At 64.1% G+C, this 25880-nt stretch carries 20 protein-coding genes; 14 read left to right on the top strand and 6 right to left on the bottom strand.

Going from position 1 to position 25880, the window contains the following annotated elements; translation table 11 throughout:
• The first annotated feature begins 2 nt into the window (after positions 1-2).
• The 4 genes from AC1DYJ_RS20985 to gltX all read left to right on the top strand — a co-directional run bounded on the left by AC1DYJ_RS20985 (position 3) and on the right by gltX (position 4401).
• Positions 3-1022, top strand: a complete 1020-nt coding sequence (locus AC1DYJ_RS20985; RefSeq protein WP_477284516.1) for an ABC transporter ATP-binding protein — start codon at positions 3-5, stop codon at positions 1020-1022.
• Complete coding sequence (locus AC1DYJ_RS20980; protein WP_477284514.1) at positions 1019-1978, top strand: ABC transporter ATP-binding protein; 960 nt, start codon at positions 1019-1021, stop codon at positions 1976-1978. The genes AC1DYJ_RS20985 and AC1DYJ_RS20980 overlap by 4 nt, the downstream gene beginning before the upstream one ends.
• A 63-nt stretch (positions 1979-2041) precedes the next feature.
• Complete coding sequence (locus AC1DYJ_RS20975; protein WP_477284512.1) at positions 2042-2863, top strand: IclR family transcriptional regulator; 822 nt, start codon at positions 2042-2044, stop codon at positions 2861-2863.
• Between the two features lie 164 nt (positions 2864-3027).
• Positions 3028-4401, top strand: coding sequence for a glutamate--tRNA ligase (gltX, locus tag AC1DYJ_RS20970; RefSeq protein WP_477284510.1), 1374 nt, complete (start codon positions 3028-3030; stop codon positions 4399-4401).
• Here gltX and AC1DYJ_RS20965 read toward each other — a convergent pair.
• Positions 4319-5521 (bottom strand): DUF2865 domain-containing protein, encoded by a 1203-nt coding sequence (locus AC1DYJ_RS20965; protein WP_477284508.1) that lies wholly within the window; start codon positions 5519-5521, stop codon positions 4319-4321. The two genes, gltX and AC1DYJ_RS20965, sit on opposite strands and share 83 nt — an antisense overlap.
• A gap of 211 nt (positions 5522-5732) precedes the next feature.
• On the opposite strand from AC1DYJ_RS20965, the gene AC1DYJ_RS20960 reads away from it, so the two are divergent.
• Complete coding sequence (locus AC1DYJ_RS20960) at positions 5733-6350, top strand: DUF1287 domain-containing protein (protein WP_477284506.1); 618 nt, start codon at positions 5733-5735, stop codon at positions 6348-6350.
• Positions 6351-6355: 5 nt separating this feature from the next.
• Here the strand turns inward: AC1DYJ_RS20960 and AC1DYJ_RS20955 are convergent, their stop codons facing one another.
• Entirely contained in the window at positions 6356-8680 is a 2325-nt protein-coding gene (locus AC1DYJ_RS20955) for an NADP-dependent malic enzyme (RefSeq protein WP_477284505.1), read from the bottom strand.
• A 177-nt stretch (positions 8681-8857) separates the two neighbouring features.
• Complete coding sequence (locus AC1DYJ_RS20950) at positions 8858-9637, bottom strand: SDR family oxidoreductase (protein ID WP_477426229.1); 780 nt, start codon at positions 9635-9637, stop codon at positions 8858-8860.
• A gap of 120 nt (positions 9638-9757) precedes the next feature.
• Here AC1DYJ_RS20950 and AC1DYJ_RS20945 point away from each other — a divergent pair, with 120 nt between their 5' ends.
• Together AC1DYJ_RS20945 and AC1DYJ_RS20940 are read left to right on the top strand one after the other, a co-directional pair.
• The gene (locus AC1DYJ_RS20945; protein ID WP_477284501.1) at positions 9758-10573 is read left to right on the top strand and encodes a UDP-2,3-diacylglucosamine diphosphatase; all 816 of its coding nucleotides are present in this window, start codon (positions 9758-9760) and stop codon (positions 10571-10573) included.
• 103 nt (positions 10574-10676) lie between these two features.
• Positions 10677-11891, top strand: coding sequence for an MFS transporter (locus AC1DYJ_RS20940; RefSeq protein WP_477284499.1), 1215 nt, complete (start codon positions 10677-10679; stop codon positions 11889-11891).
• Here AC1DYJ_RS20940 and dgcA read toward each other — a convergent pair.
• Positions 11862-12845 carry an N-acetyl-D-Glu racemase DgcA gene (gene dgcA, locus AC1DYJ_RS20935; protein WP_477284497.1) on the bottom strand — a complete coding sequence of 328 codons (984 nt, stop codon included), beginning with the start codon at positions 12843-12845 and terminating at the stop codon, positions 11862-11864. The genes AC1DYJ_RS20940 and dgcA overlap by 30 nt on opposite strands.
• Before the next feature lie 77 nt (positions 12846-12922).
• On the opposite strand from dgcA, the gene AC1DYJ_RS20930 reads away from it, so the two are divergent.
• Genes AC1DYJ_RS20930 through AC1DYJ_RS20915 form a run of 4 tightly spaced genes read left to right on the top strand, consistent with a single transcriptional unit; the run spans position 12923 to position 16997 of the window.
• Positions 12923-14110, top strand: coding sequence for an MlaE family ABC transporter permease (locus tag AC1DYJ_RS20930; RefSeq protein WP_477284495.1), 1188 nt, complete (start codon positions 12923-12925; stop codon positions 14108-14110).
• A gap of 4 nt (positions 14111-14114) precedes the next feature.
• Positions 14115-14930, top strand: a complete 816-nt coding sequence (locus tag AC1DYJ_RS20925; RefSeq protein ID WP_477284846.1) for an ABC transporter ATP-binding protein — start codon at positions 14115-14117, stop codon at positions 14928-14930.
• A 14-nt stretch (positions 14931-14944) separates the two neighbouring features.
• On the top strand, positions 14945-16318 hold the full coding sequence (locus AC1DYJ_RS20920; RefSeq protein WP_477284493.1) for an MlaD family protein: 1374 nt from the start codon (positions 14945-14947) through the stop codon (positions 16316-16318).
• Positions 16319-16355: 37 nt separating this feature from the next.
• Positions 16356-16997, top strand: coding sequence for an ABC-type transport auxiliary lipoprotein family protein (locus tag AC1DYJ_RS20915; RefSeq protein WP_446669880.1), 642 nt, complete (start codon positions 16356-16358; stop codon positions 16995-16997).
• Positions 16998-17040: 43 nt separating this feature from the next.
• Here the strand turns inward: AC1DYJ_RS20915 and AC1DYJ_RS20910 are convergent, their stop codons facing one another.
• Both AC1DYJ_RS20910 and AC1DYJ_RS20905 read right to left on the bottom strand, forming a co-directional pair.
• On the bottom strand, positions 17041-17412 hold the full coding sequence (locus AC1DYJ_RS20910; RefSeq protein WP_477284491.1) for an Imm1 family immunity protein: 372 nt from the start codon (positions 17410-17412) through the stop codon (positions 17041-17043).
• 68 nt (positions 17413-17480) lie between these two features.
• A complete protein-coding gene (locus tag AC1DYJ_RS20905) occupies positions 17481-23606 on the bottom strand; it encodes a kinesin (RefSeq protein WP_477284489.1) in 6126 nt (2041 codons plus the stop codon).
• A gap of 317 nt (positions 23607-23923) precedes the next feature.
• Here AC1DYJ_RS20905 and AC1DYJ_RS20900 point away from each other — a divergent pair, with 317 nt between their 5' ends.
• From AC1DYJ_RS20900 to AC1DYJ_RS20890, 3 genes are all read left to right on the top strand, one after another.
• On the top strand, positions 23924-24262 hold the full coding sequence (locus AC1DYJ_RS20900) for an Hpt domain-containing protein (RefSeq protein WP_477284844.1): 339 nt from the start codon (positions 23924-23926) through the stop codon (positions 24260-24262).
• Positions 24263-24419: 157 nt separating this feature from the next.
• Positions 24420-24740, top strand: coding sequence for a 2Fe-2S iron-sulfur cluster-binding protein (locus AC1DYJ_RS20895; RefSeq protein WP_181057164.1), 321 nt, complete (start codon positions 24420-24422; stop codon positions 24738-24740).
• Between the two features lie 94 nt (positions 24741-24834).
• Positions 24835-25866: an NAD(P)/FAD-dependent oxidoreductase gene (locus AC1DYJ_RS20890; protein WP_477284487.1), complete on the top strand. Its 1032-nt coding sequence runs from the start codon at positions 24835-24837 to the stop codon at positions 25864-25866.
• Positions 25867-25880 lie beyond the last annotated feature (14 nt).

Here is a 25880-nt window from a genome sequence, read left to right as displayed (position 1 = left end):
CCATGACCGAACCGCTCGCCAGTGACGTCATCCTGTCGGTTCGCGATTTGCGGACCTGGTTCGTGACGCGCCGGCTGACGGCCAAGGCGGTGGACGGCGTGACCTTCGACCTCAAGCGCGGCAAGACGCTCGCCGTGGTCGGCGAATCCGGTTCCGGCAAATCCGTCACCAGCCTCTCCATCATGGGGTTGCTGTCGCGGCCCGGCGCCATTGCCGGCGGCAACATCCTGTTTCGCGACCGGCAAGAGCGCGTCCACGATCTCGCCGGCTTCAGCCAAAAACAGTTCAGGAGAATGCGCGGCTCCGAGATCGCCATGATCTTTCAGGAGCCGATGACCAGCCTCAATCCGCTGTTCACGGTCGGCGACCAGATCGGCGAGATGATCGCGCTGCATGAGTCGGTCGACGGCCGCGAGGCGCGCAAACGGGCGCTCGCCATGCTGAAACATGTCGAAATCCCCGATGCTGAATCCCGTCTGGACGACTATCCGCACCAGATGTCGGGCGGCATGCGCCAGCGCGTCATGATCGCCATGGCGCTGTCGTGCAGCCCCTCGCTGCTGATCGCCGACGAGCCGACCACCGCGCTCGACGTCACCATCCAGGCGCAGATCCTCGATCTGTTGCGCCGCCTACAGGCCGAGATGGGCATGTCGATCCTGTTCATCACCCACAATCTCGGCGTCGTCGCCGAAATCGCCCATGATGTCGTCGTCATGTATGGCGGCCGTGTCGTCGAGCAGGCGCCGGTCAATGATCTCTTCGCGCATCAGCGGCACCCCTACACAAAAGGCCTGCTCGCCTGCACACCGAACGCCGCGCGCGACATCGATGCCGCCGGCGAGCGCCGTGCGCTCTATTCGATCCGAGGCAGCGTGCCGCCGATCACCAACCTGCCGCCGGGCTGCGCCTTCGAACCGCGCTGCGATTTTGCCATCGCACCGTGCCGGGCCGCACCGCCGGCACTGGTGCCGGCCGGCCCGCACGGTGCGTCGCGCTGCATCAGGAGTGCTGAGCTATGAGCGCGCCGCTGCTCAGCGTGCAGGGCCTGACCAAGCATTTTCCGGCCCGCAATGGCCGCATCGTGCATGCGGTCGAAAATGTCAGCTTCGACGTCCAGCGCGGCGCGACCGTCGGGCTGGTCGGCGAGTCCGGTTCCGGCAAGACCACTGCCGGCCGCGCTCTGCTGCGGCTGGTCGAGCCGACTGGGGGCAAGGCGCTGTTCGATGGCGTCGACCTGTTTTCGCTGTCGCCGCGCGACATGCGCGCCTACCGGCAAAAACTGCAGATCGTCTTCCAGGATCCGTTCTCCAGCCTCAATCCGCGCATGCGGGTCGCCGCCGTCATCGGCGAGGCCCTTGACGCACGCGGCTTTCCCCGAGGCAAGAGGCGGACTGAGCGCGTCGCCGAACTGCTGACGCTGGTCGGCCTGTCGCCGGACCACGCCAGCCGCTACCCCCATGAATTCTCCGGCGGCCAGCGCCAGCGCATCGGCATTGCGCGTGCGCTCGCCGTCGAACCGCAATTCATCGTCGCCGACGAGCCGGTCTCCGCCCTCGACGTCTCGGTGCAGGCGCAGGTGCTCAACCTGTTCAGTGACCTGCAGAAGAAGCTTGGGCTGACGCTGCTGTTCATCGCCCACGATCTGTCGGTGGTCGAGTATCTCTGCGACGAGGTGGTGGTGATGTATCTCGGCCGTGTCATGGAGCGCGGCCCAAGCCGGCTGGTCTATGCCGCGCCGCGTCATCCCTACACCAAAGCGCTTCTGGCGACCGCGCCAGTGCCGGATCCGACGCGCCGCCGGACACATATTCCCTTGCAGGGCGACATACCAAGCCCGATCGCGCCCCCATCCGGCTGCGTCTTCCGCACCCGCTGCCCGGAAGCGATTGCCGCCTGCGCCGAAATCGTTCCGCCGGTCGAGCCGATCGGCGGCGGACACCACGTGGCCTGCATCCGCCACAATGAAAAGCGTTAAATCAGGTTGACCGCCGCTATGTTGCTGCCCTTTACATCATCGCGATCAACCTCTTGAGGTCTCATGACAGCCAACGCACCTGATCAAGAGCTGAGCCGCGAAAAAATCGCCCCCGAGCCGCGGCGGTCGCGCACCAGCGGCATCGACCGCGCGCTGCAGATACTGGACTCTCTACAGCGCCAGGGCCGGCCGGCGACCGCCTACGAGATCGCGCGCGATATCGGCGCACCGCTGTCGACCGTCTATGTCATTGTCGACGACATGGTCGAAAAAGACCTTCTCGACCGCAAGGACAGCGGCCAGCTCTGGCTTGGGCCGCGGCTTTACCAATATGGGCTGACCTATGCCCGCACGCTCGACCTGCTCAATGTGGCGACGCAGGAAATGCACGAACTGGCGCAGGGCTCAAAAGAGACCGTCCAGGTCTGCGGCCGCGACGGCGACCATATGGTCGTGCTGGCCATGGAAGAGGGCAAGGACCATTTTCAGGTGACCTCGCGCGTCGGCACGCGCACGCCGCTCAACTGGACGGCGTCGGGCCGGCTGCTCGTCGGCCATCTGCCGGAGGCCGACCGCCTCGCCATCTTTGCCCGCTCGGCCACCGCGTCGCCGACAGGACGCGCCGAGACCGACAGGAACGTGCTGGCCAAGGCATCGGAGGCGGCACTGGCGCAGGGGCTGGCGATCCAGGCCGGCGAATCGGACTTTTCGGTCGCCTGCATCGCCGCACCCATCCGCGACAGCCAGGGCGCCTGCCGGGCGACGATCTCGATCGTCGTTCCCGACCTGAAACTCAGGCAGAAAGACCCCGATCTGACCGCGCTGGTCCGCCAAAGCGCCAGCCGCATCGAGACGCGCCTGGGCTGGCGTCGCGACGAGAGGTAAGCCCCGGCGTAGGTCTTTGTTTGATGCATGTCGTTCTCTCAAAACCGGGGCCACTTTTGAGCGACATGCATTAGCCTTTTCATTTTAGCTGGCGTGCATTATGTCTTTGGCGTCGCGCGGGGGCGCGTCTTGTCAATTCTGAGAGCATCCGTTACGCCCCGCCCATGACAGTTACCGTCCGTTTTGCCCCCTCACCAACCGGCCGCATTCATATCGGCAATGCCCGCACCGCCTTGTTCAACTGGCTGTTTGCCATGAACAACAAGGGTCGCTTCATCCAGCGCTTCGACGACACCGACATTGCCCGCTCGAAGCAGGAATTTTCCGACGCCATCCTCTACGACCTGCACTGGCTGGGGATTTTCCCCGACGCCACCGAATACCAGTCGCGGCGCTTCGAGGCTTACGACGCGGTGGTGGAGCAGCTGCAGAGGGCCGGCGTGCTCTATCCCTGCTACGAAACCCCCGAAGAACTCGACCTGCGCCGCAAGGTGCGCCGCACGCGCGGTCTGCCGCCAGTCTATGGCCGCGAGGCGCTGACGCTGTCGCAGCAGCAGATCGCCGAATACCGGTCGGACGGGCGCCGGCCGCACTGGCGCTTCCTGCTGCCCAACTTCACCAGCGACCCGCTGCAGCCGGAGCGCACCGAAGTGCACTGGAACGACCTGGTGCGCGGCGAGGAAACCGTCGATCTGGCGTCGCTGTCCGATCCGGTGCTGCGGCGCGAGGACGGCACCTATCTCTACACGCTGCCTTCGGTGGTGGACGATATCGAGATGGGCGTCAGCCACGTCATCCGTGGCGACGACCACGTCACCAACACGGGCGTGCAGATCGCGCTGTTCAAGGCGCTGGGCGCCGAGCCGCCGGTGTTCGGCCACCACAATCTGTTGACCACGGCGTCAGGCGAGGGGCTGTCGAAGCGCAGCGGTGCGTTGTCGATCGAAAGCCTGCGCGAGGACGGCATCGAACCGATGGCGGTTGCTTCGCTGGCCGTGCTTGTTGGCACCTCGGAAAATGTCGCGGCCATGCATGACATGCCGGCACTCGCCGAGCGCTTCGATCCCGCGTCCACCTCGAAATCGGCGGCAAAATTCGACCCGGACGAGCTGTTCGTGCTCAACCGCGCGCTAATGCACCATATGCCGTTTGCTGAGGCGCAGGACCGGCTGATCGTGCTTGGCATCTCCGGTGACAAGGCAGAGCCTTTCTGGCTGGCGGTGCGCGGCAATATCGACCGGCTCAGCGACGCGGTTGCCTGGTGGCGCATCCTTGCCGACGGACCGCAGCCACCGCCCGAATTTTCCGATGAAGATCGCGCCTTCTTGCAGCAGGCCTTCGACCTGTTGCCGGAAGAACCATGGAGCGGCACGGTCTGGAAAGACTGGACCGCCAAGATCAGGGAGGCCAGCGGCCGCAAAGGCAAGGCGCTGTTCATGCCGCTGAGGCTGGCGCTTACCGGACTTGCTTCCGGGCCGGAGCTTGCAGATCTATTGCCGCTGCTGGGTCGGGAAGGAACGCTGGCCCGACGACCCTGACCTTGCGCTGGTCCGGCGGGATCAGCGACACCGGCGACACCACAGGCTTGACGGCGAGGCGCTTGATGGCGGCGCGGTCGAGCCCGCCTTGCATGTTGGCCAGCGTCTCCGGATCGGCGCCCGGATCGGGCTTTGCCGCCGGCATCGGAATGAACGGCGTCGTCTCAACATCGGGCTGCGATTGCTCCGGCGGTGGCGGGTTGCCGCCGATGATCTCGAAATTTCCGGCCTGCGCATTGCAGCCGCAGGCCGGCGGCCGCGACATGTTGGGTTGCTTGTAGAGATAGGCGGTCGGCAATTCGCTGTAGGGCTGGCCTGTGACCGACGAGGTCATGTTGGCGGAATCGTCATCCATGCCGCGCGAATAGAACACCTGCATCTCGGTGCCGGGGCAGCTCGATTCGCAGTTCTTCTGGTCGCGCTCGAAATCGCCGAGCGAGGCCGAATTCGACATCGGGAAGAAATAGCCGTCGCAGGTGCGCACGCAGCTCGTATGGAACTCGCCGCCGACCGTCGGGAAATCCGGCACGCCGGGCTGGTTGAGCACGCGGCGCACATTGCGCTCCTCGCTGGGATCATCGTCGAGCGTGTCGACCTGCTGGTTGCCGCCGAACAGCTGGTCGAACAGATTGCCGTCGTCCGGTTCGCGGCTGGCTTCCTGCACCGGCTCCTGCCGCCGCGGCGCAACCGGCTCGTCGCGGCAGCCATTGGCGTCGAGCGCGGCCAGGATGCGGCCGCGGTCGCGCCGCGAGCCGCCGCCACCGGCAAGCTGAGCGCGCTTGGCTTGCAGGGCGTCGAGATTGGCATCCATGCGTTCGATGGATCGGTTGAGGGCTGCGCATGCGCTGACGTTGCGCGAAAACAGCGAAAACCCGCAATTCGCATCGCTCGCGCGGCCGCGAGCCTTATCAAGCTGCTCGCGCTGGCGGGTGATGGCGTTGTCATATTTCCGCACCATGCCGGACTTGCCGCCGCCATTGGATGAAGAAGCAAGCTCGGCTTCCAGCTGCCGGCAGACGCGTGAAGCGGCTTGCGGCTCAGCGATGGTGACGGCCGAAAGCACAAGCGCGCCAAGCAGCGCAGCCATGTGCGTCAGCTTCCACCTTCCGCCGCCCGTCATTGCCAGAGACCCCGCTTGCCTGCCTGTCGCGATGCTAACGGATTCGCAGTTAACCGTTCCCTCAATCTACAACCAAAGATGGTCTTAGCCCATAGACGAGGTGCACGAGGCGTTCGGATAAGGCGGCAACGGAGCGGCGTCACCACTGCATGAAAAAGGCGCAATCGTTCGGGAAATATCGCCTCGATCCAGCAATGCCCGGGGGACCTGCATGACCGCGATTAGCCGTCGAACCGCCCTGCAGTTCGGTCTGTTGTGCCTGGCGGCGCCCGCCCTGGCGCAGGAGGCATTGGCCGCGCCGGACTGGCGCAGCAAATTGGTCGAAGCCGCGCGTGAGCAGATCGGCGTCACCACCTTCTACGACCCGACCTATGTCCGCCTCGGCTATCCCGGCGGCGATGTCGCGCCGGATCGCGGCGTGTGCACGGACGTCATCGTGCGCGCCTATCGCCGCGCCTTCAATCTCGATCTGCAGAAGCTGGTGCATGAGGATATGGCAGCCAATTTCGCCGCCTATCCGAAGACCTGGGGCCTGAAAGCGACCGACCGCAACATCGACCACCGCCGGGTCGGCAACCTTGCGACCTTTTTCGCGCGCAAGGGTGTTTCCTTGCCCGTCAGCGAGGATCTCGCCGACTTCCAGCCGGGCGACCTCGTCACCCAGATGCTGCCCGGCAACCTGCCGCACATCGTCATCGTCTCATCCGACCGTTCAGCGGACGTGCCGGAAAGGCCGCTGGTCATCCACAATATCGGCGCGGGCGCCCGGCAAGAGGACACGCTGTTCGCGTTCAGACAGACCGGGCGCTACCGCTTCGCGCCGGCCTGAGAAACTCAGCCGAAATCCACCACCGCCTGCGCCTTGTGCGCCGCTTCGACCACCGCTAGCGCCGTCATGTTGACGACGCCGCGCGAGGTCACCGACGGCGTCAAGATATGCGCAGGCTTGTCGGTGCCGAGCAGGATCGGCCCGACATGCAGCGCATCCATCATCGTCCTTAGTGCAGACAGCGTGATGTTGGCGGAGTCTAAATTCGGGAACACCAGTAGGTTGGCTTCGCCCTTCAGCCGCGAATGCGGATAGACGCGCTGGCGCAGCTGCTCCGACAAGGCCGTGTCGGCATGCATCTCGCCGTCGCATTGCAGGTCGGGCGCAACCCGCGCCAGGATCGCCGCCGCCTGCCGCATCTTCAGCGCGCTGGGGGAATCGCGCGAGCCGAAATCCGAATGCGACAGAAGCGCCGCCTTCGGCTCGATGCCGAAGCGCTGGATTTCCTCGGCCGCCAGGATGGTCATTTCGGCGATCTCTTCCGCTGTCGGGTCGACCGAGACGTGGGTGTCGGTGAGGAAGATGATGCCGCGCTGCGAGATCAGCATCGACAGCGTCGACAGATCGCGGTCCTTGACGCCGGGGCGAGCGCCGATGACCAGCGTCACATTGCGCAGATGCCGCTCGAAACGGCCTTCAAGGCCGCAGATCATGGCGTCGGCGTCGCCGCGTTTGAGGGCAAGTGCCGCGATCACCGTATTGTCTGTGCGCACCATGGTGCGCGCGGCTTCAGTCGTGACGCCGCGCCGGCCCGCAAGCTCGATCAAAAGGTCGACATAGTGGCGGTAGCGCGGATCGTCCTCGGGGTTGATCAGGCCAAAATCGACGCCCGGCTTGATGCGCAGCCCGTAGCGCTTCAGCCTGACCTCGATGACATGCGGGCGGCCGATCAGGATCGGTTCGGCAATGCCTTCCTCCAGCACCACCTGGGCGGCGCGCAGCACACGCTCGTCCTCGCCATCGGCGTAGATGACGCGCTTGGCGCTCGACGCCTTTGCCGACGAGAACACCGGCTTCATCACCAGGCCGGAGCGGAAGACGAAGCGGTTGAGCTGGTCGATATAGGCGGCGAAATCGGTGATCGGCCGCGTCGCGACGCCGGTGTCGCAGGCAGCCTTTGCCACCGCCGGCGCAATGCGCAGGATCAGCCGCGGGTCGAAGGGCGAGGGGATCAGGAAATCGGGCCCGAAGATCGGCGTCTCGCCGGAATAGGCGCGCGCTGCAACGTCGGATGGCTCCTCGCGGGCAAGGGCGGCGATCGCCCTGACCGCGGCCATCTTCATCTCCTCGTTGATGGCGCTGGCGCCACAGTCCAGCGCGCCGCGGAAGATGTAAGGAAAGCACAGCACGTTATTGACTTGATTGGGAAAATCGGAACGGCCGGTGCAGATCATCGCGTCTGGTCGGGCTGCGCGCGCCGCCTCAGGCATGATCTCGGGATTGGGGTTGGCCAGCGCCAGGATCAGCGGTTTCGGCGCCATGTGCTGCAACAGTTCCGGCTTCAGCACGCCGGCGGCCGACAGGCCGAGAAAGACATCTGCGCCCGGGATCACATCGGCCAGCGTGCGCGCCTCGGTGTCCTTCACATAGGGGTCTTTCCAGCGGTCCATCTCGTCGGTGCGGCCCTTGTAGGCGACGCCGAAGCGGTCGGTGACCCAGATGTTTTCGACCTTGGCGCCGAGCGAGACCAGCAAATTGAGGCAGGCGAGCGCGGCAGCACCGGCGCCCGAGGTGACGATCTTGATGTCGGAAATGGTCTTGCCGGCGAATTCCAGCCCGTTAAGCACGGCTGCGGCGACGATGATGGCGGTGCCGTGCTGGTCGTCGTGGAACACCGGTATGCCCATGCGGGCCTTCAACTGCGCCTCGACCTCAAAACATTCCGGCGCCTTGATGTCCTCGAGGTTGATGCCGCCGAAGGTCGGCTCCAGCGCCGAGATCGTCTCGACCATGCGCTCGATCCCCGGCGCGTCGATCTCGATGTCGAAGACGTCGATCCCGGCGAATTTCTTGAACAGCACCGCCTTGCCTTCCATCACCGGCTTGGAGGCGAGGGGACCGATATTGCCGAGGCCGAGCACCGCCGAGCCGTTGGAGACGACGCCGACCAGATTGGCGCGCGCCGTATAGTCGGCGGCGGTCGCCGGATTGTCGCGGATTTCAAGGCAAGGGGCGGCGACACCCGGCGAATAGGCCAGCGCCAGGTCGCGCTGGTTGCCGAGCGGCTTGGTCGCCTGGATCTCGAGCTTTCCCGGTCTTGGATGCTTGTGGAAGTAGAGGGCGGCTTCGTCGAGGTCCGAACGTGCCGTTTTCTTGTTCTCGCCTTCCATGCGGCCGCTCCCTCGAAACTACTAAGTCCGAGTCCTTTTAGCATGCGGCCAAGGTTTGTCGCGACGCTAAATGACGCGTCGTCAGCTTTCTGCTGCGGCGCGTCGAAAGTCCCGTTGCATCAGATGCTTATACCGATTTCGTCGCAAACGACTCCTGCTGCTTCGCAGGTGCGTCGATCAAAAAGCGCTGACGTACAGACCGCCGTCGACCGGGATGTTCTGGCCGGTGAGATAGCCGGCATGGACCGAGCACAGGAAGGCGCAGACCTGGCCGAATTCTTCCGGCGTGCCGAGCCGCTTGGCCGGAACGTCGGCGCTGATGCGCGTCTTGCGCGCTGCGGCAGCAGCCGGATCTTCCGTCGTGCCGGCCTCATGCGGGCCGCGCAGCCGGTCGGTGTCGAGCTTGCCCGGCAGCAGGCTGTTGATGGTGACGTTGCGGTCGATCACCGTGCGCGCCACGCCGGCCAGGAACGAGGTCAGGCCGGCGCGCGCGCCGGACGACAGGTCAAGGCCGGGGATCGGCACATAGACCGACAGCGAGGTGATGTTGACGATGCGACCGAAGCCGCGCTTGGCCATGCCGTCGATGACCGCCTGCACCAGTTCGATCGGCGTCACCATGTTCTGCGTCACGCCTTCGAGGATTTTTGCGCGGTCGAGCTCGCGGAAATCGCGCAGCGGCGGGCCGCCATTGTTGTTGACCAGGATGTCGGGGTCGGGGCAGGCTGCCAGCAGCGCCTTCTGCACCTCGGGTTTCGAGACGTCGCCGACGATCTCGATCACCTTGACGCCATAGCGTTCGCGCAATTCGGCGGCGGTTTTGGCCACCAGTTCGGCATTGCGTCCGTTAACGACGAGATCGCAGCCCGCCTCGGCCAGCGCCATGGCGCAACCGCGCCCGAGTCCCTTGCTCGAAGCGCAGACGATGGCTTTCTTGCCCCTGATACCGAGATCCATGCCGATTTTTCTCCGTTGATTGGCGCGCACGCTAGCTCTTTGGCTGGCCCAATCGCAACCGTCATACGGTTGTTGCATGAATCGGGGCATAGCCTGCGCGAAAGCAACGGTGACGATCTGATGTCCAGCACAGAAACCCGCACTTTCCGCAGCATGTTCATATCCGACCTGCATCTCGGATCGAAGGCGGCTAAGGCCGAGTTCCTGATCGATTTCCTGCGGTATCACGACGCCGATATCATCTATCTCGTCGGTGACATCGTCGACGGCTGGCGCCTGCGGCGCAGCTGGCATTGGCCGCAGAGCCACAATGACGTCGTCCAGAAACTGCTGCGCAAGGCGCGCAAGGGCACCTCGATCACCTACATCGCCGGCAATCACGATGAGTTCGCGCGCCAGTTCCAGGGCGTGCATTTCGGCGGCATCGTCGTTGCCGACCGCGCCATCCACGAAACCGCCGATGGCAGGCGCCTGCTGGTCATCCATGGCGACCAGTTTGACACCGTCGTCCACAATCAGCGCTGGCTCGCCTATCTCGGCGACTATGCCTACGACGCGGCGATGATGGTGAACCGCGTGGTGACGAAGCTGCGCCATCTGCTCGGCCTGCCCTACTGGTCGTTCTCATCCTGGGCCAAGGTCAAGGTCAAGAAGGCGGTCAATTTCGTCGGCTCGTTCCAGACCGTGCTCTCCGAGGAGGCGCGCCGCTCGCATGTCGACGGCGTCATCTGCGGCCACATCCACCATGCCGCGATCGAGAATTACGGGGATGTGCAGTACATCAACACCGGCGACTGGGTGGAGAGTTGCACGGCGGTGGTCGAGCATTTCGACGGCCATATGGAGATCATCCACTGGGCGAAAATCCTGCCCGAAGCGCCGGACGAACCCTTCATCCCGATGCTGATCGAAGATCGGGTCGTCGAAGCGGCGTGAACCCCTGTTAATCGGTTAGTCCAGGCAGTTTCGGACCGCTTTCGCGCATGTTAAGGGATCGATGCGCGTTGCAGCCCTTTGTGCAGCGCAATTGGATCGATTCATGTCGCTGCCGCCGCTCTCGCCCGAACAACTCGTCAAGCCACGCCATTTCGAACTGCGCATGAGCCTGATCTTCGCGACATTGTTCGTGTCGCTGGGAACGCATCTGCCCTATTTCCCGCTCTGGCTCGAGGCCAAAGGCTTTCACGCCGAGCAGATCGCCATCATCCTGGCGGCGCCGATGTTTCTGCGCGTGGTGACGACGCCGCTGCTCACCGCACTCGCGGACCGGGCGAAGGACCGGGCCGACGTCTATATCGCGCTGGTGGCCGCGACCATGGTGCTTTCCGCCGGCTATTTCCTTAAGCCCACCTACGCCATGGTGCTTGCCGTATCCTTGGCGCTGACGGTGGTGTGGACGCCGCATTCGCCGATTGCCGATTCGCTGGCTTTGTCGGGCGTGCGCCGCTTCGGCTCCAACTATACGGCGATGCGCAAATGGGGTTCGATCTCCTATCTCTGCGCCAATGCCGCGGGCGGCTTCATTCTGTACTGGACAAGTGTGCAGGCCGTGCCCGTGATCATTTTCGTGTCACTTGCCGCCGCGCTCGTCGCCGGATTCTTGGCGCCGCGGATGGGACGACCGCGCAAGGCCTCGCCGCTTTCGGCGACTGAGATTCAGCACCAGGCGCCGAGCCTGTTAAATGCCTACTTTCTCTACTTCACCCTTGGCGTCGGTATCATCACCGCCAGCCATGCCTTTCTCTACGGCTTCGTCTCGATCTACTGGAAGTCGATTGGCATCAGCGGCTCCGTCATCGGCCTGCTGTGGGCCTGGGGTGTCGTAGCCGAAGTCTGCATGTTTTTGTTTTTCAACCGTCTTTTCGCTTCCGTCTCGGTGGTCAAGGTGATGCTGATCGCCGGCATCGGCTCCATCGTGCGCTGGATCGCCTTTCCGCTGATCTGGCCGCTCGGGCTTGGCGTTGCCGGCTTCTTCGGCGTCCAGACCTTGCATTCGGTGTCGGTGGCGATGGTGCTGATCGGCCTGCAGAGGATGATCGGCGAAACCGTTTCGGAAGAACGCACCGGTGCCGCCCAAGGCATTGCCTATTTCTTCAACGGCTTCTTTATGGCGGCGGTGACGCTTGCTTCCGGTCCGCTCTACGAGCGCTACGGCGTCGACGGCTTCCTGGCGATGATCCCGATCGCCATCATCGGCCTGGCGCTGATCGGGCTCGCCGCGCGCTCAGCCCCACAGCATCCTGTCAGGCGGTGAGACCAGCGACCCCTGGTAGACGAGACCGGGCTGGCGGTCGCGGGCCAAAAGCAGCGGACCGTCGAGATCGACGAACTCGGCGCCTTGCGCAAGCAGCACCGCCGGCGCCATCGCCAGCGACGTCCCGACCATGCAGCCGACCATCACCTCAAAACCCAGTTCGCGCGCGCGGTCGCGCAGGGTAAGCGCGGCAGTCAGGCCGCCGGATTTGTCGAGCTTGATGTTGACGGCGTCATAGAGGCCGACAAGCGCTTCAAGGTCCTTCGCTTCGTGCACGCTTTCGTCGGCGCAGATCGGCACCGGATGCGCGATGTGGCGCAATATGCCGTCATGGCCGGCGGGGAGCGGCTGTTCGATCAGGGTGATGCCGTGCTCGGCCGCGAAAGCCAGGTTCTCGACGATGTTGGCATCGGTCCAGCCTTCATTGGCGTCGAGGATGATGCGGCTGTCGGGCGCCGCTTCGGTCACGGCGCGAATCCTTGCCATGTCGTTGTCGCCGCCGATCTTGACCTTGAGCAGCGGCCGCCCGGCATTGGCGCGAGCTTGCGCCGCCATAGCTTCCGGCTCGCCCAGCGACAGCGTGTAGGCCGTCTCCAGCGCCGACAAAGGCACGGCGTGGATGGCGTCGGCCACCGCTATGCCGCTCATCTTCGCCTCCAGGTCCCACAAGGCGCAGTCGATGGCGTTGCGGGCAGCACCCGCCGGCATCGCATCAAGCAGGTCGTTCCGGCTCAAGCCGCCTTCTATCTGCCGGCGCATCGCCTCTATGGCGTCGCGCACGCCGTCCATGGTCTCGCCATAGCGCTTGTAGGGGACGCATTCGCCCCAGCCACGATTGTCCCCATCACGGATCGTGCAGGTGATGACTTCGGCCTCGGTCTTCGAGCCCCGCGAGATGGTGAAGGTGCCGGCGATGGGAAAACGCTCGGCCTCAACCGAAATGACACGCGCCATATTTTTCTGCTCCGGCTATGCGACAACGCGTCGTCGGCAAATCGACAGGTACGACCCGTCAGGCTAAACAGGACGCCATGTTGACCATCGGCAAACGCGACGCAAGCGGCAACGCCGCCAAGGAGGCCGACCACCAGCCCCGCGTCGCGGTCGGCGAGGAGGGTGGTGTCCTCGGCTGCGCTTTCTCCGGAATCTGGACGACAACGACCGTGGCGCATATCGACGCCGAGATGCGCAAGATCGAGCACCGCAAAGGCTTTCAGACGCTGGCCTTGGACCTTTCCCACATCGAGAAGATCGATACGGCCGGAGCCTGGCTGATCGACCGCCTGGTCAGCGTCTTCGAAAAGAAGGGCGTCGAGATCAAGATGCAGGGGCAAAGCGATGTTGCCTCCATCCTGCTTGGCGCCGTCAGCGAAGCCGTCCGGCGCGAGCCCGAATCGCGTGGTGTCCGGCGCCCCAACATCATCCTTCGCGCGCTGGAGGCGATCGGCCGCCGCGTGTATGAGATGCGCGACGATTTCCTCGCCTCGATGAACATCCTTGGCGCCACCATCGGCGGTGCGCAGATGAAGCTCGGGCGCGGCCATGCCATCAACCCGGCGGCGATCTTCAACCAGATCGACCGCATGGGCGTCGGCGCCATACCGGTGGTGGTGCTGATGTCGGCCATCGTCGGCGCCATCGTCGCGCAGCAGGGCGCCTACCAGCTCAACTATTTCGGCGCCAACATCTTCGTTGTCGACCTGGTCGGCGTGCTGATCTTGCGCGAGCTCGGCGTGCTGATGACCGCCATCATGATTGCCGGCCGTTCCGGCAGCGCCATCACCGCCGAAATCGGTTCGATGAAGATGCGCGAGGAGGTCGACGCGCTGAAGGTCATCGGCCTCAACCCGATCGGCGTTCTGGTGTTTCCGCGCCTAGTGGCGCTGGTGATCGCGCTGCCCTGTCTCACCATCATCGCCAATTTTGCCGCCCTTGGCGGTGGCATCCTCGCGGCGTGGCTATATTCAGGTATTGCGCCATCCGCTTTCATCGACCGCCTGCGTGGCGCGATCGATATCAGCACCATCTTCGCCGGCCTGATCAAGGCGCCATTCATGGCCATGATCATCGGAACCATCGCATCCGTCGAAGGCATGAAAGTCGGCGGCAGCGCTGAATCGCTGGGCCTGCACGTCACCGCCTCGGTGGTGAAGTCGATCTTCGTCGTCATCATCCTCGATGGCCTTTTCGCCATCTTCTACGCCTCGATCGAGTTCTGACATGATGGGCAAGAACTCAAAGGCGATCACGGCTGAGCAAGGTACGGGCGAGAGCGATATCGTCCTCTCCGTGCGCGACATCACGGTTTCCCTCGACGACAAGCTGATCCTCGACAAACTGGCGCTCGACATCAAGCGCGGCGAGATCCTCGGTTTCGTCGGCGCCTCGGGCGCCGGAAAATCGGTGCTGCTGCGCACCATTCTGGGCCTGCTGCACAAGCAGGCCGGCACGATCAAGCTGTTTGGTCTCGACCTCGATAAGGCCAGCGACATCGAGCGGTTGCGCATCGACATGCGGCTTGGCGTGCTCTTCCAGCACGGGGCGCTGTTTTCGGCGCTGACGGTGCAGGAGAACGTGCAAGTGCCGATGCGCGAATATCTCGATTTGCCGAAGAAGTTGATGGACGAGCTGGCCTTGCTCAAGATCGAACTGGTCGGCCTGCCGCCGGATGCGGCGCAAAAATTCCCCTCGGAGCTTTCGGGCGGCATGATCAAGCGCGCCGCCCTTGCACGCGCGCTGGCGCTCGACCCCGACATCGTCTTCCTCGACGAGCCGACTTCCGGCCTTGATCCGATCAGTGCGTCCGAGTTCGACGAATTGGTGGTGAAGCTGCGCGATACGATGGACCTGACGGTCTACATGGTGACCCACGATCTCGACACGCTGTTTACCGCTTGCGACCGGGTGGCGGTGCTCGGCAACAAGAAAATCCTGGTCCAGGGCACGATCGAGGACATGCTGAAGAGCGAAGAGCCGTGGGTAAAATCCTATTTCCGCGGAAAACGCGCCCGGCAACTTGATCTTGCGGCGCGCGCATAGCCATAAGTGGGGCAATGGAAACCAGAGCCAACTACGTCATTGTCGGCATTTTCACTGTGGTTGCGATCCTGGCGGCCTTCGCGTTCGTCTATTGGACGGCGCAGATCGGCGATCGGGGCGAGACGGCTCAGTTGCGCGTGCGCATTCAGGGCTCGGCCTCAGGCCTTGGCCCCGGCAGCCTTGTGCTCTTCAACGGCGTCAAGGTCGGTGTGGTCAAGCGCGTCTATTTCGACCGCAACGATCCGAACGCCGCCATTGCCACGACCGAGATCGACAAGACGACGCCGCTCACCAAGTCGACGCAGGCCGATATCGGCATCGCCAGCCTTGCCGGCCAGGTCAACATCGAATTGAAGGGCGCCAATCCCAAGGAACCGAACCTGCTTGAAGAGGCGGAAAAGGAAGGCAGGACCGCCGAGATCGTCGCCAACCCGTCGGCGGTCAACAATCTCCTGCAGACGGCGCAGAACATCTTCACCCGCGCCGACAAGGTGCTTTCCGATCTCGAAGGGTTCACCAAGGATGTGCGCGGGCCGCTGACCCAGACCGTCAAGAACGCCCAGACATTTTCCGATGCGCTGGCCAAGAATGCCGACGGCATCGACAAGTTCCTGACTGCCGTCAGCGCGCTGTCGGACGAGTTGAAGGGTGTTTCCGGCAAGCTCGACGGCACGCTGAAGGCCGCCGAAGGCCTGCTCAATGCCGTCGACAAGGACAAGATCAAGAGCATCGTTGCCAATGTGGACACAGTCACGGGGAACCTCAAGGAAACCTCGAAGCAGCTCGACGGCGTGATCAAGAACGTCGATACGGCGGTCGGCTCGGTCAATGACTTCGCCACGCGCACGCAAGGCACGCTGGCCAAGGTCGACAATGTGCTCGACGGCATCGATCCGGCGCAGGTGCGCGTAGCCCTCGCCAACATCCAGAAGGCCAGCGAAAACGCCAACAAGGCTGCCGCCGACATCGCCATGGTGACCGACAAGTTCGCCGACCGGGCCGACGATATCGACCAGACGATCAAGGACGCCAGACAGCTGGCGCAGCGCCTCAACGATGCCTCGGTGCGCGTCGACGGCATCCTGAAAAGGGTCGACACGCTGCTTGGTTCAGGCCAGGCCGATGGCGTCATGGCCGATGCCCGGGACACGCTGAAGGCGTTCAAGCAGGTCGCCGACACGCTGAATTCCCGGCTTGGCGTCATCACCGACAATCTGGCGCGCTTCTCCGGCCAGGGTCTGTCGAATGTCGAGGCGCTGGTCCAGGACAGCCGGCGTTCGATCACTCGCATCGAAGAGGCGGTAACCGATCTCAGCCGCAACCCGCAGCGCATCCTGTCGGGTGGCGACGGCGAGGTTCGGCAATTCGATGGCAGGGCGCGGCGTTGACTTCCGTGCCCGCCCGCCGCAAGAAGTTGAACCGCGAATACGGGTTGGTCTTACGATCCGGGGACAACGGGGATCGCGCGTGACGTTCAGTCTGGGTGGGTATAAATCTGCTGTCGTGTTGCTTGGCTTGACCCTTGCTGGCTGCGCCGCATTGGGAGGCAAGCCGGCGCCGCTCGATACGTTCGAGCTGTCCGCCCCGTCGATCGACGCGCATGGCCACAGCCGCCGCCAGATCCTGATCGCCCAGCCTTCCGCGCTCAAGGCGCTGGACAGCCAGAACATTGTCATCAAGCCGTCCGACCGGTCGATCCAGTACCTCAAGGGCGCGCAATGGGCCGACCGGCTTCCGCTGATCGTGCAGGCAAGGCTCGCCGAAACCTTCCAGCGCTCCGGCAGCTTTGCCGGCGTCGGCAAGCCAGGCGAGGGGCTGGCGATCGACTATCAGGTGATCGTCGAGATCCGCTCCTTCGAAGTCCGGGTCAATGGCGGCGAGCACGCCGAGGTCAATCTCTTCGTGCGCATCCTGAACGACCGCAACGGCGAGGTGCGCGCCTCGAAGAGCTTCACCGCATCCGCCCCCGTCTCGGGCAGCGGCAATCCAGCCTATGTCAGCGCGCTCGACAGCGCCTTCGGCGAGGCGGCGAAGGATATCGTGCGCTGGACGGATTCGGTTATCTGACGATCAGACAATTGGCTGGTCCGGGCGAGCAGGGCATCGGCCGTCAAGCATCCTGCCACGCCACCAAATCGTATCGGGCACCGTCATTGCGGAAGAAATGCGCGATCGCCTCGTAGCATTGCTCGATCGGGATGCACCACGACAGCGGGTATTCATCGACCTGACCATTCGCGAGCGTGTAGGCGCAGGTCTCATCACCATGGTGAGCGCCCTGTGTCACCGAGCCGCTGTCGCCTTCGAAGCGCAGATACATTAGCCAAGCGTGGTCGCCATTTCGCAGCATGGAGATGGATTGGCCACCAGGAGCTGTGATCCAAAGCTCGAACAATGGCTCCAGATTGAAGCGGCCCAAGATCGGAGCAAACTCGTCGAAGGCTTCGTATGCCCGAGAGATTCTGTTGAATGTAACTTCCACTGGGTCAGCTTGCTGCGTTGCCGCGTCCGCTGCGGAAGACCCGGAGGTCTCCCGCGTGCGGATGGGGCTTAGTGCAACCGGCCGCTGGCGTGGGCCAGCATGGTGTAGACCTTGCCGGTGTCCGACGTCAGGTAGGTCTGCGCCATGATGTTGTCGCGGTCGTTGCGCGACACGTCCTTGAGCAGCTTCTCGAAATCGTCGCAATAGCGGTCGACGGCCGCGCGGAACTCGGCTTCGCCCTGATATTTGCGGCGGATTTCATCAAAGGTCTGCTGGCCCTTGAGCGTGTAGAGACGGCGCGTGAACACGTCACGTTCGCCGCGCCGGTAGCGGTTCCACAGCTCGATCGAGGCGTCGTGGTCGATGGCGCGCGCAATGTCGACCGACAGCGAGTTGAGCGACTCCATGACATGCAGCGGCGAGCGCGGAGCGGGAGCCGCGCGCGGTGCTTCCACGGGCGCTGCCGGCTTGGCGATCTCTTCCTCGCGCGATGCCCCGGTCAGCAGGTCGCGCACCCAGCCACCTTGCGGCGTGCGGGCGTTGGCGTCGCGCTGGCGCGGTGCTTCGGCAGGACGTTCGATATCGAGCGTGCCGCGCAGGCCGCCGAGCGGCGCCTGCGGAGCCGGACGCTCGGCCTGCGGTGCCGGCGGCGGGCGGCGTACAGGCTCGGCCGGGCGCTGGACTGGCGCCTGGGGCGCCGGGCGCAGGTTGCGCGGCTCGGAATTGTCGCCACCACCGCGGCCCGATTTCGCAACGATATCCGAAAGTTCCTTGAGCGCATTGATCTGCTCGGAAACGGCACGGCGGATCGCCGAGGTCGATTCCTTGGCCTCTTCCGGCATCTCGATGACGCCCTTCTTGAGCTCGGCGCGGGTAAGGTCGAGCTCGCTCTTGATCGAGCTTGCGGTGCGCCGCATCTCCTCGGTCGCATCGGCGAACCGGTTGGTTGCCGAATCGACCACCTCCGCAATGGCGACGCGGATCTTGTCGGCCGAGGCCAGCGTCCTGCCTTCGGCATTCTGCATCGTCTGACCGACAAGGCTCTCGAAGGAACGCATCACCTTTTCGAGGTCTTCCGACTTCTTGACCAGGCCGACGGCGAGGTCTTCCAGCGACGACTGCCGCTCCAGCGTGTGTTCCAGATTGCTCTGCGCCGAGCTCAGCAGGTCGGAAGCCGACGACAACAGACGGCTGTGTTCGTCGAACTTGGTGGCGATCGAGGCGACTTCGCGCAGCGTCGAAGACGACAGTTCGGTAAGCCGCGTCGTGTTCGAATCGACCAGGCGGGCCGAGCTGGCGAAAGTCTGGGCGGCCTTTTCGGTGGTCGCTGCGAAGCTCTGCGTGCTGCCGCTGAGACGTTCGTCGACCTGGCCGAGATTGACCGCCGCCTGCTCGATCAGCTCACCGAGCTGCGAAGAGGAGACGCTCATGCGGCCGATGAGATCGGCGACACTGTCGGCGAGCGACGAGCGCGCGCCTTCGACGGCCGACAGCGTTTCGGCCGTGCGGCTGGCGAGCGCGTTGACGAGGGCTGCGTTTTCGCTGCGCAGCTTCTCGGTGGCGCGTTCGGTGACGTCTTCCATGCTCTTTTGCAGTTCCGAGCCGCCCTGGGCGAAGCGTTCGACCAGCGGCCGCGCGGTTTCGTCGAGGATTTTCGCCATCTCGGCCGAACGCGCCGCCAGCATCGTGTTGAGCTCGCGGGTGTTGGTGCCGATGGTCTTGGCTGCGTCGTTGGTGCTCTGGCCGATATGCTGGCCAACCGCGGTGAAAGTCTCCGCAATCGTGTTGGCGCGCGAGATCAGTTGAGCCTCGGCGCTGGACACCTGCTCGTTGAGCTTCTGGCCCATCGTCTCGGTGGTGTAGACGAGGCGGTTTTCGACATTCGCGACCTGTTCCTCGACGCGGGTGGTTGCCGCCGCGACGCTCGCCGCCAGCCGCTCGTCGGCGCCGGCCAGAGCCTGCTCCATTTCGCGGGCGTGGACGGCAAGTTCCTGGCCGGTCTGGCGCGCGCGTTCGGCAACCCGCTGCTCGGTGCTGGCGAAGGCGCCGACGATGTTGTCGGCATGCTCGCCGATCGTCGAGGTGGAGTCGGCGATGCGCGACACCAGCCGGTGGTCGGCCTCGTCGAAGATGCGGCTGATCTCGGTGGCGCGGGCCGACAGCGCGTCGGAACCCTCGGCGATGCGCGAAATCAGCTGCTGGTCGGCGGCGTCGAAGATGCGGCCGAGGTCGGAGGCGCGGGCGGCCAGCGCTTCGGCCGATTCGCCGATGCGCATGGAGAGCCGCTGATCGGCACCCTCGAAGTTGCGCAGGATATCGCCGGCGCGGTCGGCGAGCGACTGCGCCGTCTCGACCGCACGGGCGACCAGCTTCTGGTCGGCGGCGTCGAACGTGCCGGCGATCTCACCGGCGCGGGCAGCCAGCCGTCCGGCCGTCTCTTCGGCGCGGGCGAGCAGCGAGTTCGACGTCTCGTCGTGCCGGGCAAGCAGCGCGCTCGATGTGTCTTCGGCGCGAGCAAGCAAGGCGTTCGTCGTGTCCTCGGTGCGAGCAAGCAGCGCGCTCGTCGTGTCTTCGGCACGTGCGTGCAGGCGGCGATCCGCATCCTCGAAGGTGCGGGCGATGTCTTCGGCCCGGGCGAGCAGGGCGGCCGAGGTCTGCTCGGCGCGTTCGGCGATCTTGCGGTCGGCATCGCTGAAGGCGGCACCCGCCTGTTCGTGCAGGGCGCTGGTGACCTCCATCACCTTCTCGCGCAGGGCGCCGGCAACGAAGACGGCGCTCTTTTCGAGCACGTTGCGGACATTGTCGACACCCACCGACAGCGCGCGCTCCATCGTTCCGGCGCGCTCCTCGATAATGCCGGTCTGCTTGCTGAAGGCCTGCTCGATCTTCTCGACGTCGGCTGCGATAGCGGCCGAAATGTCGGTGCTTCTGGCGGCGATCTGGTCGATATGGCCCGACAGCGAGCGATCGACGTCGTTGCGCGCGTCGGCGAGCTTTGCCAGATCGCCTTCCAGCGCCTGGGTCAGCATGTTGCGGCCTTCGGCCAGCTTGCCGACATGGCCGGCGATGATGTCGTCGACCTCACTACGGCTTGCCGACAGCTTCTGCAGGTCGGCTTCGAGCGCGCGCTTGAGGATGTCGCGGCCTTCGGCCAGCTTTTCGACCTGGCCGGCGACCAGTCCGTCGATGCTTGAGCGGCTCTCGGCGAGCTTGGCGAGGTCGTCTTCCAGTGCCTTCGACAGCGACGCGCGATCCTGGGCGAGCTTGTCGCTGTGACCCTGGAGCAGGCTGTTGACATTTTCCAGATCGGTTTCCAGCACCCGTGCGAACTCGCCACGGTTTGCCGTCAGCTTATGCGACTGGTCGTCAATGGCGCTCCTGATCGTGCTGAGATCGGCTTCGAGTGCCCGCCTGAGGATGTCACGGCCCTCGGCGAGCTTCTCGACCTGTCCGGCGACCAGCCCATCGATGCTGGAGCGGCTCTCCGCCAGCTTGGCGATGTCGTCTTCCAGTGCCTTTGAGAGGGCAGAGCGGTCCTGGACGAGCCTGTTTTGATGATCGGCCATGATGCCGCTGACATTGTGCAGCTCATCCCGAAACGCCTGGGATATCGTCGAACGATCCTGCACAAGCCGGCTTGTATGGTCGGCGATCAGGTTGTTCACATTCTGCAGATCGGCTTCCAGTGCCTTCGAAAGCTGGCTGCGCTCTTCCGCCACCCTGTCGGAATGACCCGCAATGGCACCCTTTATGGTATTGATGTCGGCTTCGAGCGCGCGCTTGAGGATATCGCGGCCCTCGGCCAGCTTCTCGACCTGGCCGGCGACCAGCCCGTCGATGCTCGACCGGCTTTCCGCCAGCTTGGCGAGGTCGGCCTCAAGCGTCTGGGACAACAGGCCACGGTCGTCGGCGAGCCGGTTCGAATGGTCGGAGAGAAGGCCCCTGATCCCGGACAAATCGTTCTCCAGCGCCTTGCTGAGTTCGGTCCGGTCCTCGGCCAGTTTCGCCGAGTGGTTCTCGATCACGCCCTTGATGCCGATAATGTCGTTTTCCAGGGCCTTGGTGAGGACGGCACGGCCTTCGGCGATCTTTTCGACCTGGCCGGCGACCAGCCCGTCAATCGAGGCGCGGCTGTCGGCGAGCTTGCCGAGGTCGGCCTCGAGGGCGCGCGACAGAATGTTGCGGCCTTCAGCCAGTTTCCCGACATGTCCGGCGACCATTTCATCAATGATCGTACGGGCTTGCACGAGTTTTCCGGAGTCTTCATGCAAGGCCTGGTTGAGCCGGTTGCGGCCCTGTTCGAGGCGCTCAAGATGGCTGCCGACCGACGCGTCGATGGCGGCGCGCGACTCGTTGACCTTGCGCAGATCTTCCTCCAGAGCGCGCGAAATCAGGTTGCGGCCTTCGGCCAGCTTCTGCACCTGGTTGGTCACAGCGGCATCGATGCCGGCGCGGCCCTCGGCGAATTTCGCCAGATCCGCCTCCATGGCCGCTGCCATGCGCTCGCGGCTTTCGGACAGCTTGCGGCTGTGGTTTTCGACCGCGTCCTCGATGCCGACGCGGGCATCGGCGAGGCGCTGGATATCGGTGTCGAAGGAGCGCGACACGACATGGCGGGCCGCTTCCATACGGCCGGCGAAATCGCTGGCGCGGGCTTCGAGCATGGACGAGGTCGACGAGACGATGTCGGCCATGTCGGCGCCGATCTGGGTCTTGCCCTGATCGATCATCGCCGACAGATGGTCCTTGCTCTCGGCAAAGGTGTGGGCGATCTCGCGGGCACGCTCGACCAGCGTTTCGTTGATCTGGCGGGCACGCGCCTCGAGCGCGGCGTTGAGTTTTTGCGTGCCGGTATCCAGCGCTTCGGCGCGGGTCTGGAATTCGCTGATCAGCGCCTGGCCGCGTTCGGCCAGCGTGCGCTGGATGCCGTTGAGGCTGGATTCGAATTCCGAGCTCAGCGTGCGAGCGGCGCCGCCCAGCAGCGACACCATGCCGGTGGTGCGGTCGTCGAGCAGGTCGGTCAGCGACCGGGTGAGGCCATCCGTGGTGTCCGTCAGCTTGGCGATACGGGTGTCGAGCAGCGACGCAAAGGCTTCGCCCGAGGTCGACAGCCGGTCGGTGATCGTATCGAGGCGGCCTTCGACCTGGTCGAAGATCGACATCGAGCTTTCATTGATGCGGTCGATCAGCGTGTCGCCGGAATTGGTGATCGTCATCGACAGCTTGGTCGACGCGTTGAGGATGGAGTCGCGAATGATGTCCGAGGCAGCGCCGATTTCGTCCTTCAGCGTCTCATGCGCGCCGGTGATCGAGGCGCGAACGCGCTCGGCATGGGTGACGACGGCTTCGCGCTCGCTGCCCAGACCGTCGACCAGCTGCCGGATGCGGGATTCATTCTCCGAATAGGAGCGTTCGATCTGGTTGACCTCGCTGTGAACCAGCGTTTCCAGCTCGACGGCACGTGCCAGCGTGCGCTCGATGCCTTCGCCCATCGCCGCCACTTCGCGGCGAACGGCCTGGCCGATCATCATCACGCGGTCCTGGGCGAGGTTTTCCGGTTCCGCCAGGCGGAAAGCCACTTCCGTCATCGACTGGGCGGCAATGCGCATTTCCTGCGCGCGGCGGATCATTGCCGCGAAGGCCCAAAACAGGACAACCGGTATGATTGCCGCGATTGCGAGGCCGATCAGTTCGGGACGGGCCAGGAGTTGATCGAATGTACGGATTTTCCAGATGCTCGGGCCGAACAGCAGATTGGCGAGACCGCCGGCGCCGGCAATCCAGGCCAGCGACACGAACGCCACGACCCAATAGATCGTGCTCGACGCACGCCGGTTGAGGCTGTGCAGCAGCGTCTTGTAGTCTTTCTGGCGGTCGTCGTTTGCCGGCTTGAAACCGGCCGGCTGGGCGCTGTTGCGCGATTCAACCGGGCGCAGTTCAGCGGGCTTGGCAGCCGGCGCAGCACTTTGATTCTGTTGGACGGGTGCGCTTTGAGCGGGGGCGGGTTTCTGGGTGCGGCCTTCGCGCGCCAGTTCGTCCGCGGCCTGCGAAATCTGCGCTTCCAGATCTTCCATCGACGCCGCTATATCGAGATCGCCGCTGCCGTCTCCGCTAAGGTCTAGGTCTAGTGCCTTTTCGAGTTCCCTGGCTACGTCGCTGTCGAGAGTTCTGGTCGTCGTTGGTTTCTTCGCCATGCCTTCGCTACCCTGTACTAGCTGCCGAGGGACTTTATGATTTTGGCCTGATTCTGGCTTGTCTTATCCCACGCAGGAGGCTGAAAATGGACCCCTCGTATCGTAATGACACACTGGGGTAAAGAAAACATGCATTCCGCGAGATACGTAAAACTTTAAATATAAGGTTAACAAGAACGTGATTTGGCCGCCTCTACGGCAACAATTTTCCAGCCCATACATTAACGCGTTGGCGACGGAAATCGCCTATTTTTTTGACGGCGATCGGGACAAGGAGCTTCAAATTGGTACGCGGTGAAAGCGGCATTGCCTTCTCAATGCCGGGCGGCGATGCGTCGGGTCCGGCCCGTTCGCGGCCGGTGGATCTGGCCCATCTGGCCCGCCAGACAATGGGCGATCGCGCCCTCGAACAAGAGGTGTTGGCACTGTTCGTACAGCAGGCGCTTTCCGTCCGCGACAAGATCATCGATGCCGACGTCAGGGAGCGGCTGCTTCTGGCACACGGGCTGAAAGGTTCGGCGCGCGGCGTCGGCGCCTTTGCCATCGCCGACTGCGCCTCATTGATCGAACAGCAGCCGGAAGATGCACGCAGCCTCAAGCGCCTCGGCGTCCTGATCGAGGAAGTGCGCGATTTCATCGCCGCCATCAACCGGTAATGGCTGCCGCTCGGCAGCCGCCACTGGCATGAATCGGCCGGGCCAGGGCGCGCTTTAGCCAGCTTTCCGAAAAAACGTCACAAAGCGGCGCTTTCGCGCCGCAGTTGACTTGTCCGGCGGAGTGATTATCTCGGCTGAGACTCCCTTCAGGTGACAAATGACCAAGCTGACCTTCATCGCCCATGACGGCACCTCTTTCGATGTCGAGGCCGAAAACGGCTCGACCGTCATGGAGAATGCGATCCGCAATGCGGTGCCGGGCATCGAGGCCGAATGCGGCGGCGCCTGCGCCTGCGCAACCTGCCATGTCTATGTCGACGAAGCCTGGACGGCCGAGGTCGGCGAGCCGGAGGCGATGGAAGAGGACATGCTGGACTTCGCCTATGACGTCCAGCCGAACTCGCGCCTGTCCTGCCAGATCAAGGTGCGCGACGCCCTTGACGGCCTCGTCGTGCGCGTGCCCGCCCGCCAGGGCTGAACTTCCCGTTCCAGCCGATTTTTGCCGCTGCCGCTTGGCAGCGGGCCAATGCTCATGCAGTTTGGCCCAGTTTTGGCAATGAGGCTCACTTGGCATGACCGATGTAATCAAGACGGACGCACTCATTGTCGGGGCAGGGCCGGTCGGCCTGTTCGCCGTGTTCGAACTCGGCCTCCTCGACATGAAGTGCCATTTGATCGACATCCTTGACCGGCCCGGCGGCCAGTGCGCTGAACTCTATCCGGAAAAGCCGATCTACGACATTCCGGGCTGGCCCTTGATCTCGGCGCAAGGGCTGGTCGACAAGCTGATCGAGCAGATCCATCCGTTCAAGCCTGATTTCACCTACAACCGCATGGTCTCCAGCCTGGAAAAGCTGGAGGATGGCTCCTTTCGCGTCACGACCGACGAGAATGAGGTATTCGAGGCCAAGGTGGTGGTGATCGCCGCCGGCGGCGGCTCGTTCCAGCCCAAGCGGCCGCCCATTCCCGGCATCGAGGCCTATGAGGGCAAGAGCGTCTTCTATTCGGTGCGCCGCATGGAGGATTTCCGCGGCCACGATCTCGTCATCGTCGGTGGCGGCGATTCCGCGCTCGACTGGACGCTGAACCTGCAGCCGGTGGCAAAAAGCGTCACGCTGGTTCACCGCCGCCCGGAATTCCGCGCCGCGCCCGACAGCGTCAACAAGATGTACGCCATGCAGGAGATGAAGCAGCTGGAGTTCCGCGTCGGCCAGGTAAGCGGTCTGACCGGCGCCGACGGCCAGCTGGCGTCAGCGACCATCAAGGGCGGGCCTGACGGCGATATCGAGGTGCCGTGCACGCGCATGCTGCCCTTCTTCGGCCTGACCATGAAGCTCGGCCCGATCGCCGAATGGGGGTTGAACCTTCACGAGAACCTCATTTCGGTCGATACGGAAAAATTCCAGACCTCGGTACCCGGCATCTTCGCCGTCGGCGACATCAACACCTATCCCGGCAAGCTAAAGCTGATCCTGTCTGGCTTCCACGAGGTGGCGCTGATGGCGCAAGCGGCCAAGCGCGTCATCAGCCCCGGCGAACGCATCGTCTTCCAGTACACGACCTCCTCAACCAGCCTGCAGAAGAAGCTCGGCGTCGTGGAGTAAGGCCTTCAGGGCTT

This window comes from Mesorhizobium sp. P2_B11 (assembly GCF_056404855.1).
This window is presented reverse-complemented; position numbering and strand designations above follow the sequence as displayed.

Bases quoted from the DNA above. Each gene is read 5' to 3' on its own strand.
- AC1DYJ_RS20930 (WP_477284495.1), top strand. From the start codon at position 12,923: ATGTTGACCATCGGCAAACGCGACGCAAGCGGCAACGCCGCCAAGGAG.
- AC1DYJ_RS20920 (WP_477284493.1), top strand. From the start codon at position 14,945: ATGGAAACCAGAGCCAACTACGTCATTGTCGGCATTTTCACTGTGGTT.
- dgcA (WP_477284497.1), bottom strand. From the start codon at position 12,845: ATGGCGCGTGTCATTTCGGTTGAGGCCGAGCGTTTTCCCATCGCCGGC.
- AC1DYJ_RS20940 (WP_477284499.1), top strand. From the start codon at position 10,677: ATGTCGCTGCCGCCGCTCTCGCCCGAACAACTCGTCAAGCCACGCCAT.
- AC1DYJ_RS20890 (WP_477284487.1), top strand. From the start codon at position 24,835: ATGACCGATGTAATCAAGACGGACGCACTCATTGTCGGGGCAGGGCCG.
- AC1DYJ_RS20925 (WP_477284846.1), top strand. From the start codon at position 14,115: ATGGGCAAGAACTCAAAGGCGATCACGGCTGAGCAAGGTACGGGCGAG.
- AC1DYJ_RS20955 (WP_477284505.1), bottom strand. From the start codon at position 8,680: ATGGAAGGCGAGAACAAGAAAACGGCACGTTCGGACCTCGACGAAGCC.
- AC1DYJ_RS20905 (WP_477284489.1), bottom strand. From the start codon at position 23,606: ATGGCGAAGAAACCAACGACGACCAGAACTCTCGACAGCGACGTAGCC.
- AC1DYJ_RS20960 (WP_477284506.1), top strand. From the start codon at position 5,733: ATGACCGCGATTAGCCGTCGAACCGCCCTGCAGTTCGGTCTGTTGTGC.
- AC1DYJ_RS20950 (WP_477426229.1), bottom strand. From the start codon at position 9,637: ATGGATCTCGGTATCAGGGGCAAGAAAGCCATCGTCTGCGCTTCGAGC.
- AC1DYJ_RS20945 (WP_477284501.1), top strand. From the start codon at position 9,758: ATGTCCAGCACAGAAACCCGCACTTTCCGCAGCATGTTCATATCCGAC.
- AC1DYJ_RS20895 (WP_181057164.1), top strand. From the start codon at position 24,420: ATGACCAAGCTGACCTTCATCGCCCATGACGGCACCTCTTTCGATGTC.
- AC1DYJ_RS20965 (WP_477284508.1), bottom strand. From the start codon at position 5,521: ATGACGGGCGGCGGAAGGTGGAAGCTGACGCACATGGCTGCGCTGCTT.
- AC1DYJ_RS20900 (WP_477284844.1), top strand. From the start codon at position 23,924: ATGCCGGGCGGCGATGCGTCGGGTCCGGCCCGTTCGCGGCCGGTGGAT.
- AC1DYJ_RS20980 (WP_477284514.1), top strand. From the start codon at position 1,019: ATGAGCGCGCCGCTGCTCAGCGTGCAGGGCCTGACCAAGCATTTTCCG.
- AC1DYJ_RS20985 (WP_477284516.1), top strand. From the start codon at position 3: ATGACCGAACCGCTCGCCAGTGACGTCATCCTGTCGGTTCGCGATTTG.
- AC1DYJ_RS20975 (WP_477284512.1), top strand. From the start codon at position 2,042: ATGACAGCCAACGCACCTGATCAAGAGCTGAGCCGCGAAAAAATCGCC.
- gltX (WP_477284510.1), top strand. From the start codon at position 3,028: ATGACAGTTACCGTCCGTTTTGCCCCCTCACCAACCGGCCGCATTCAT.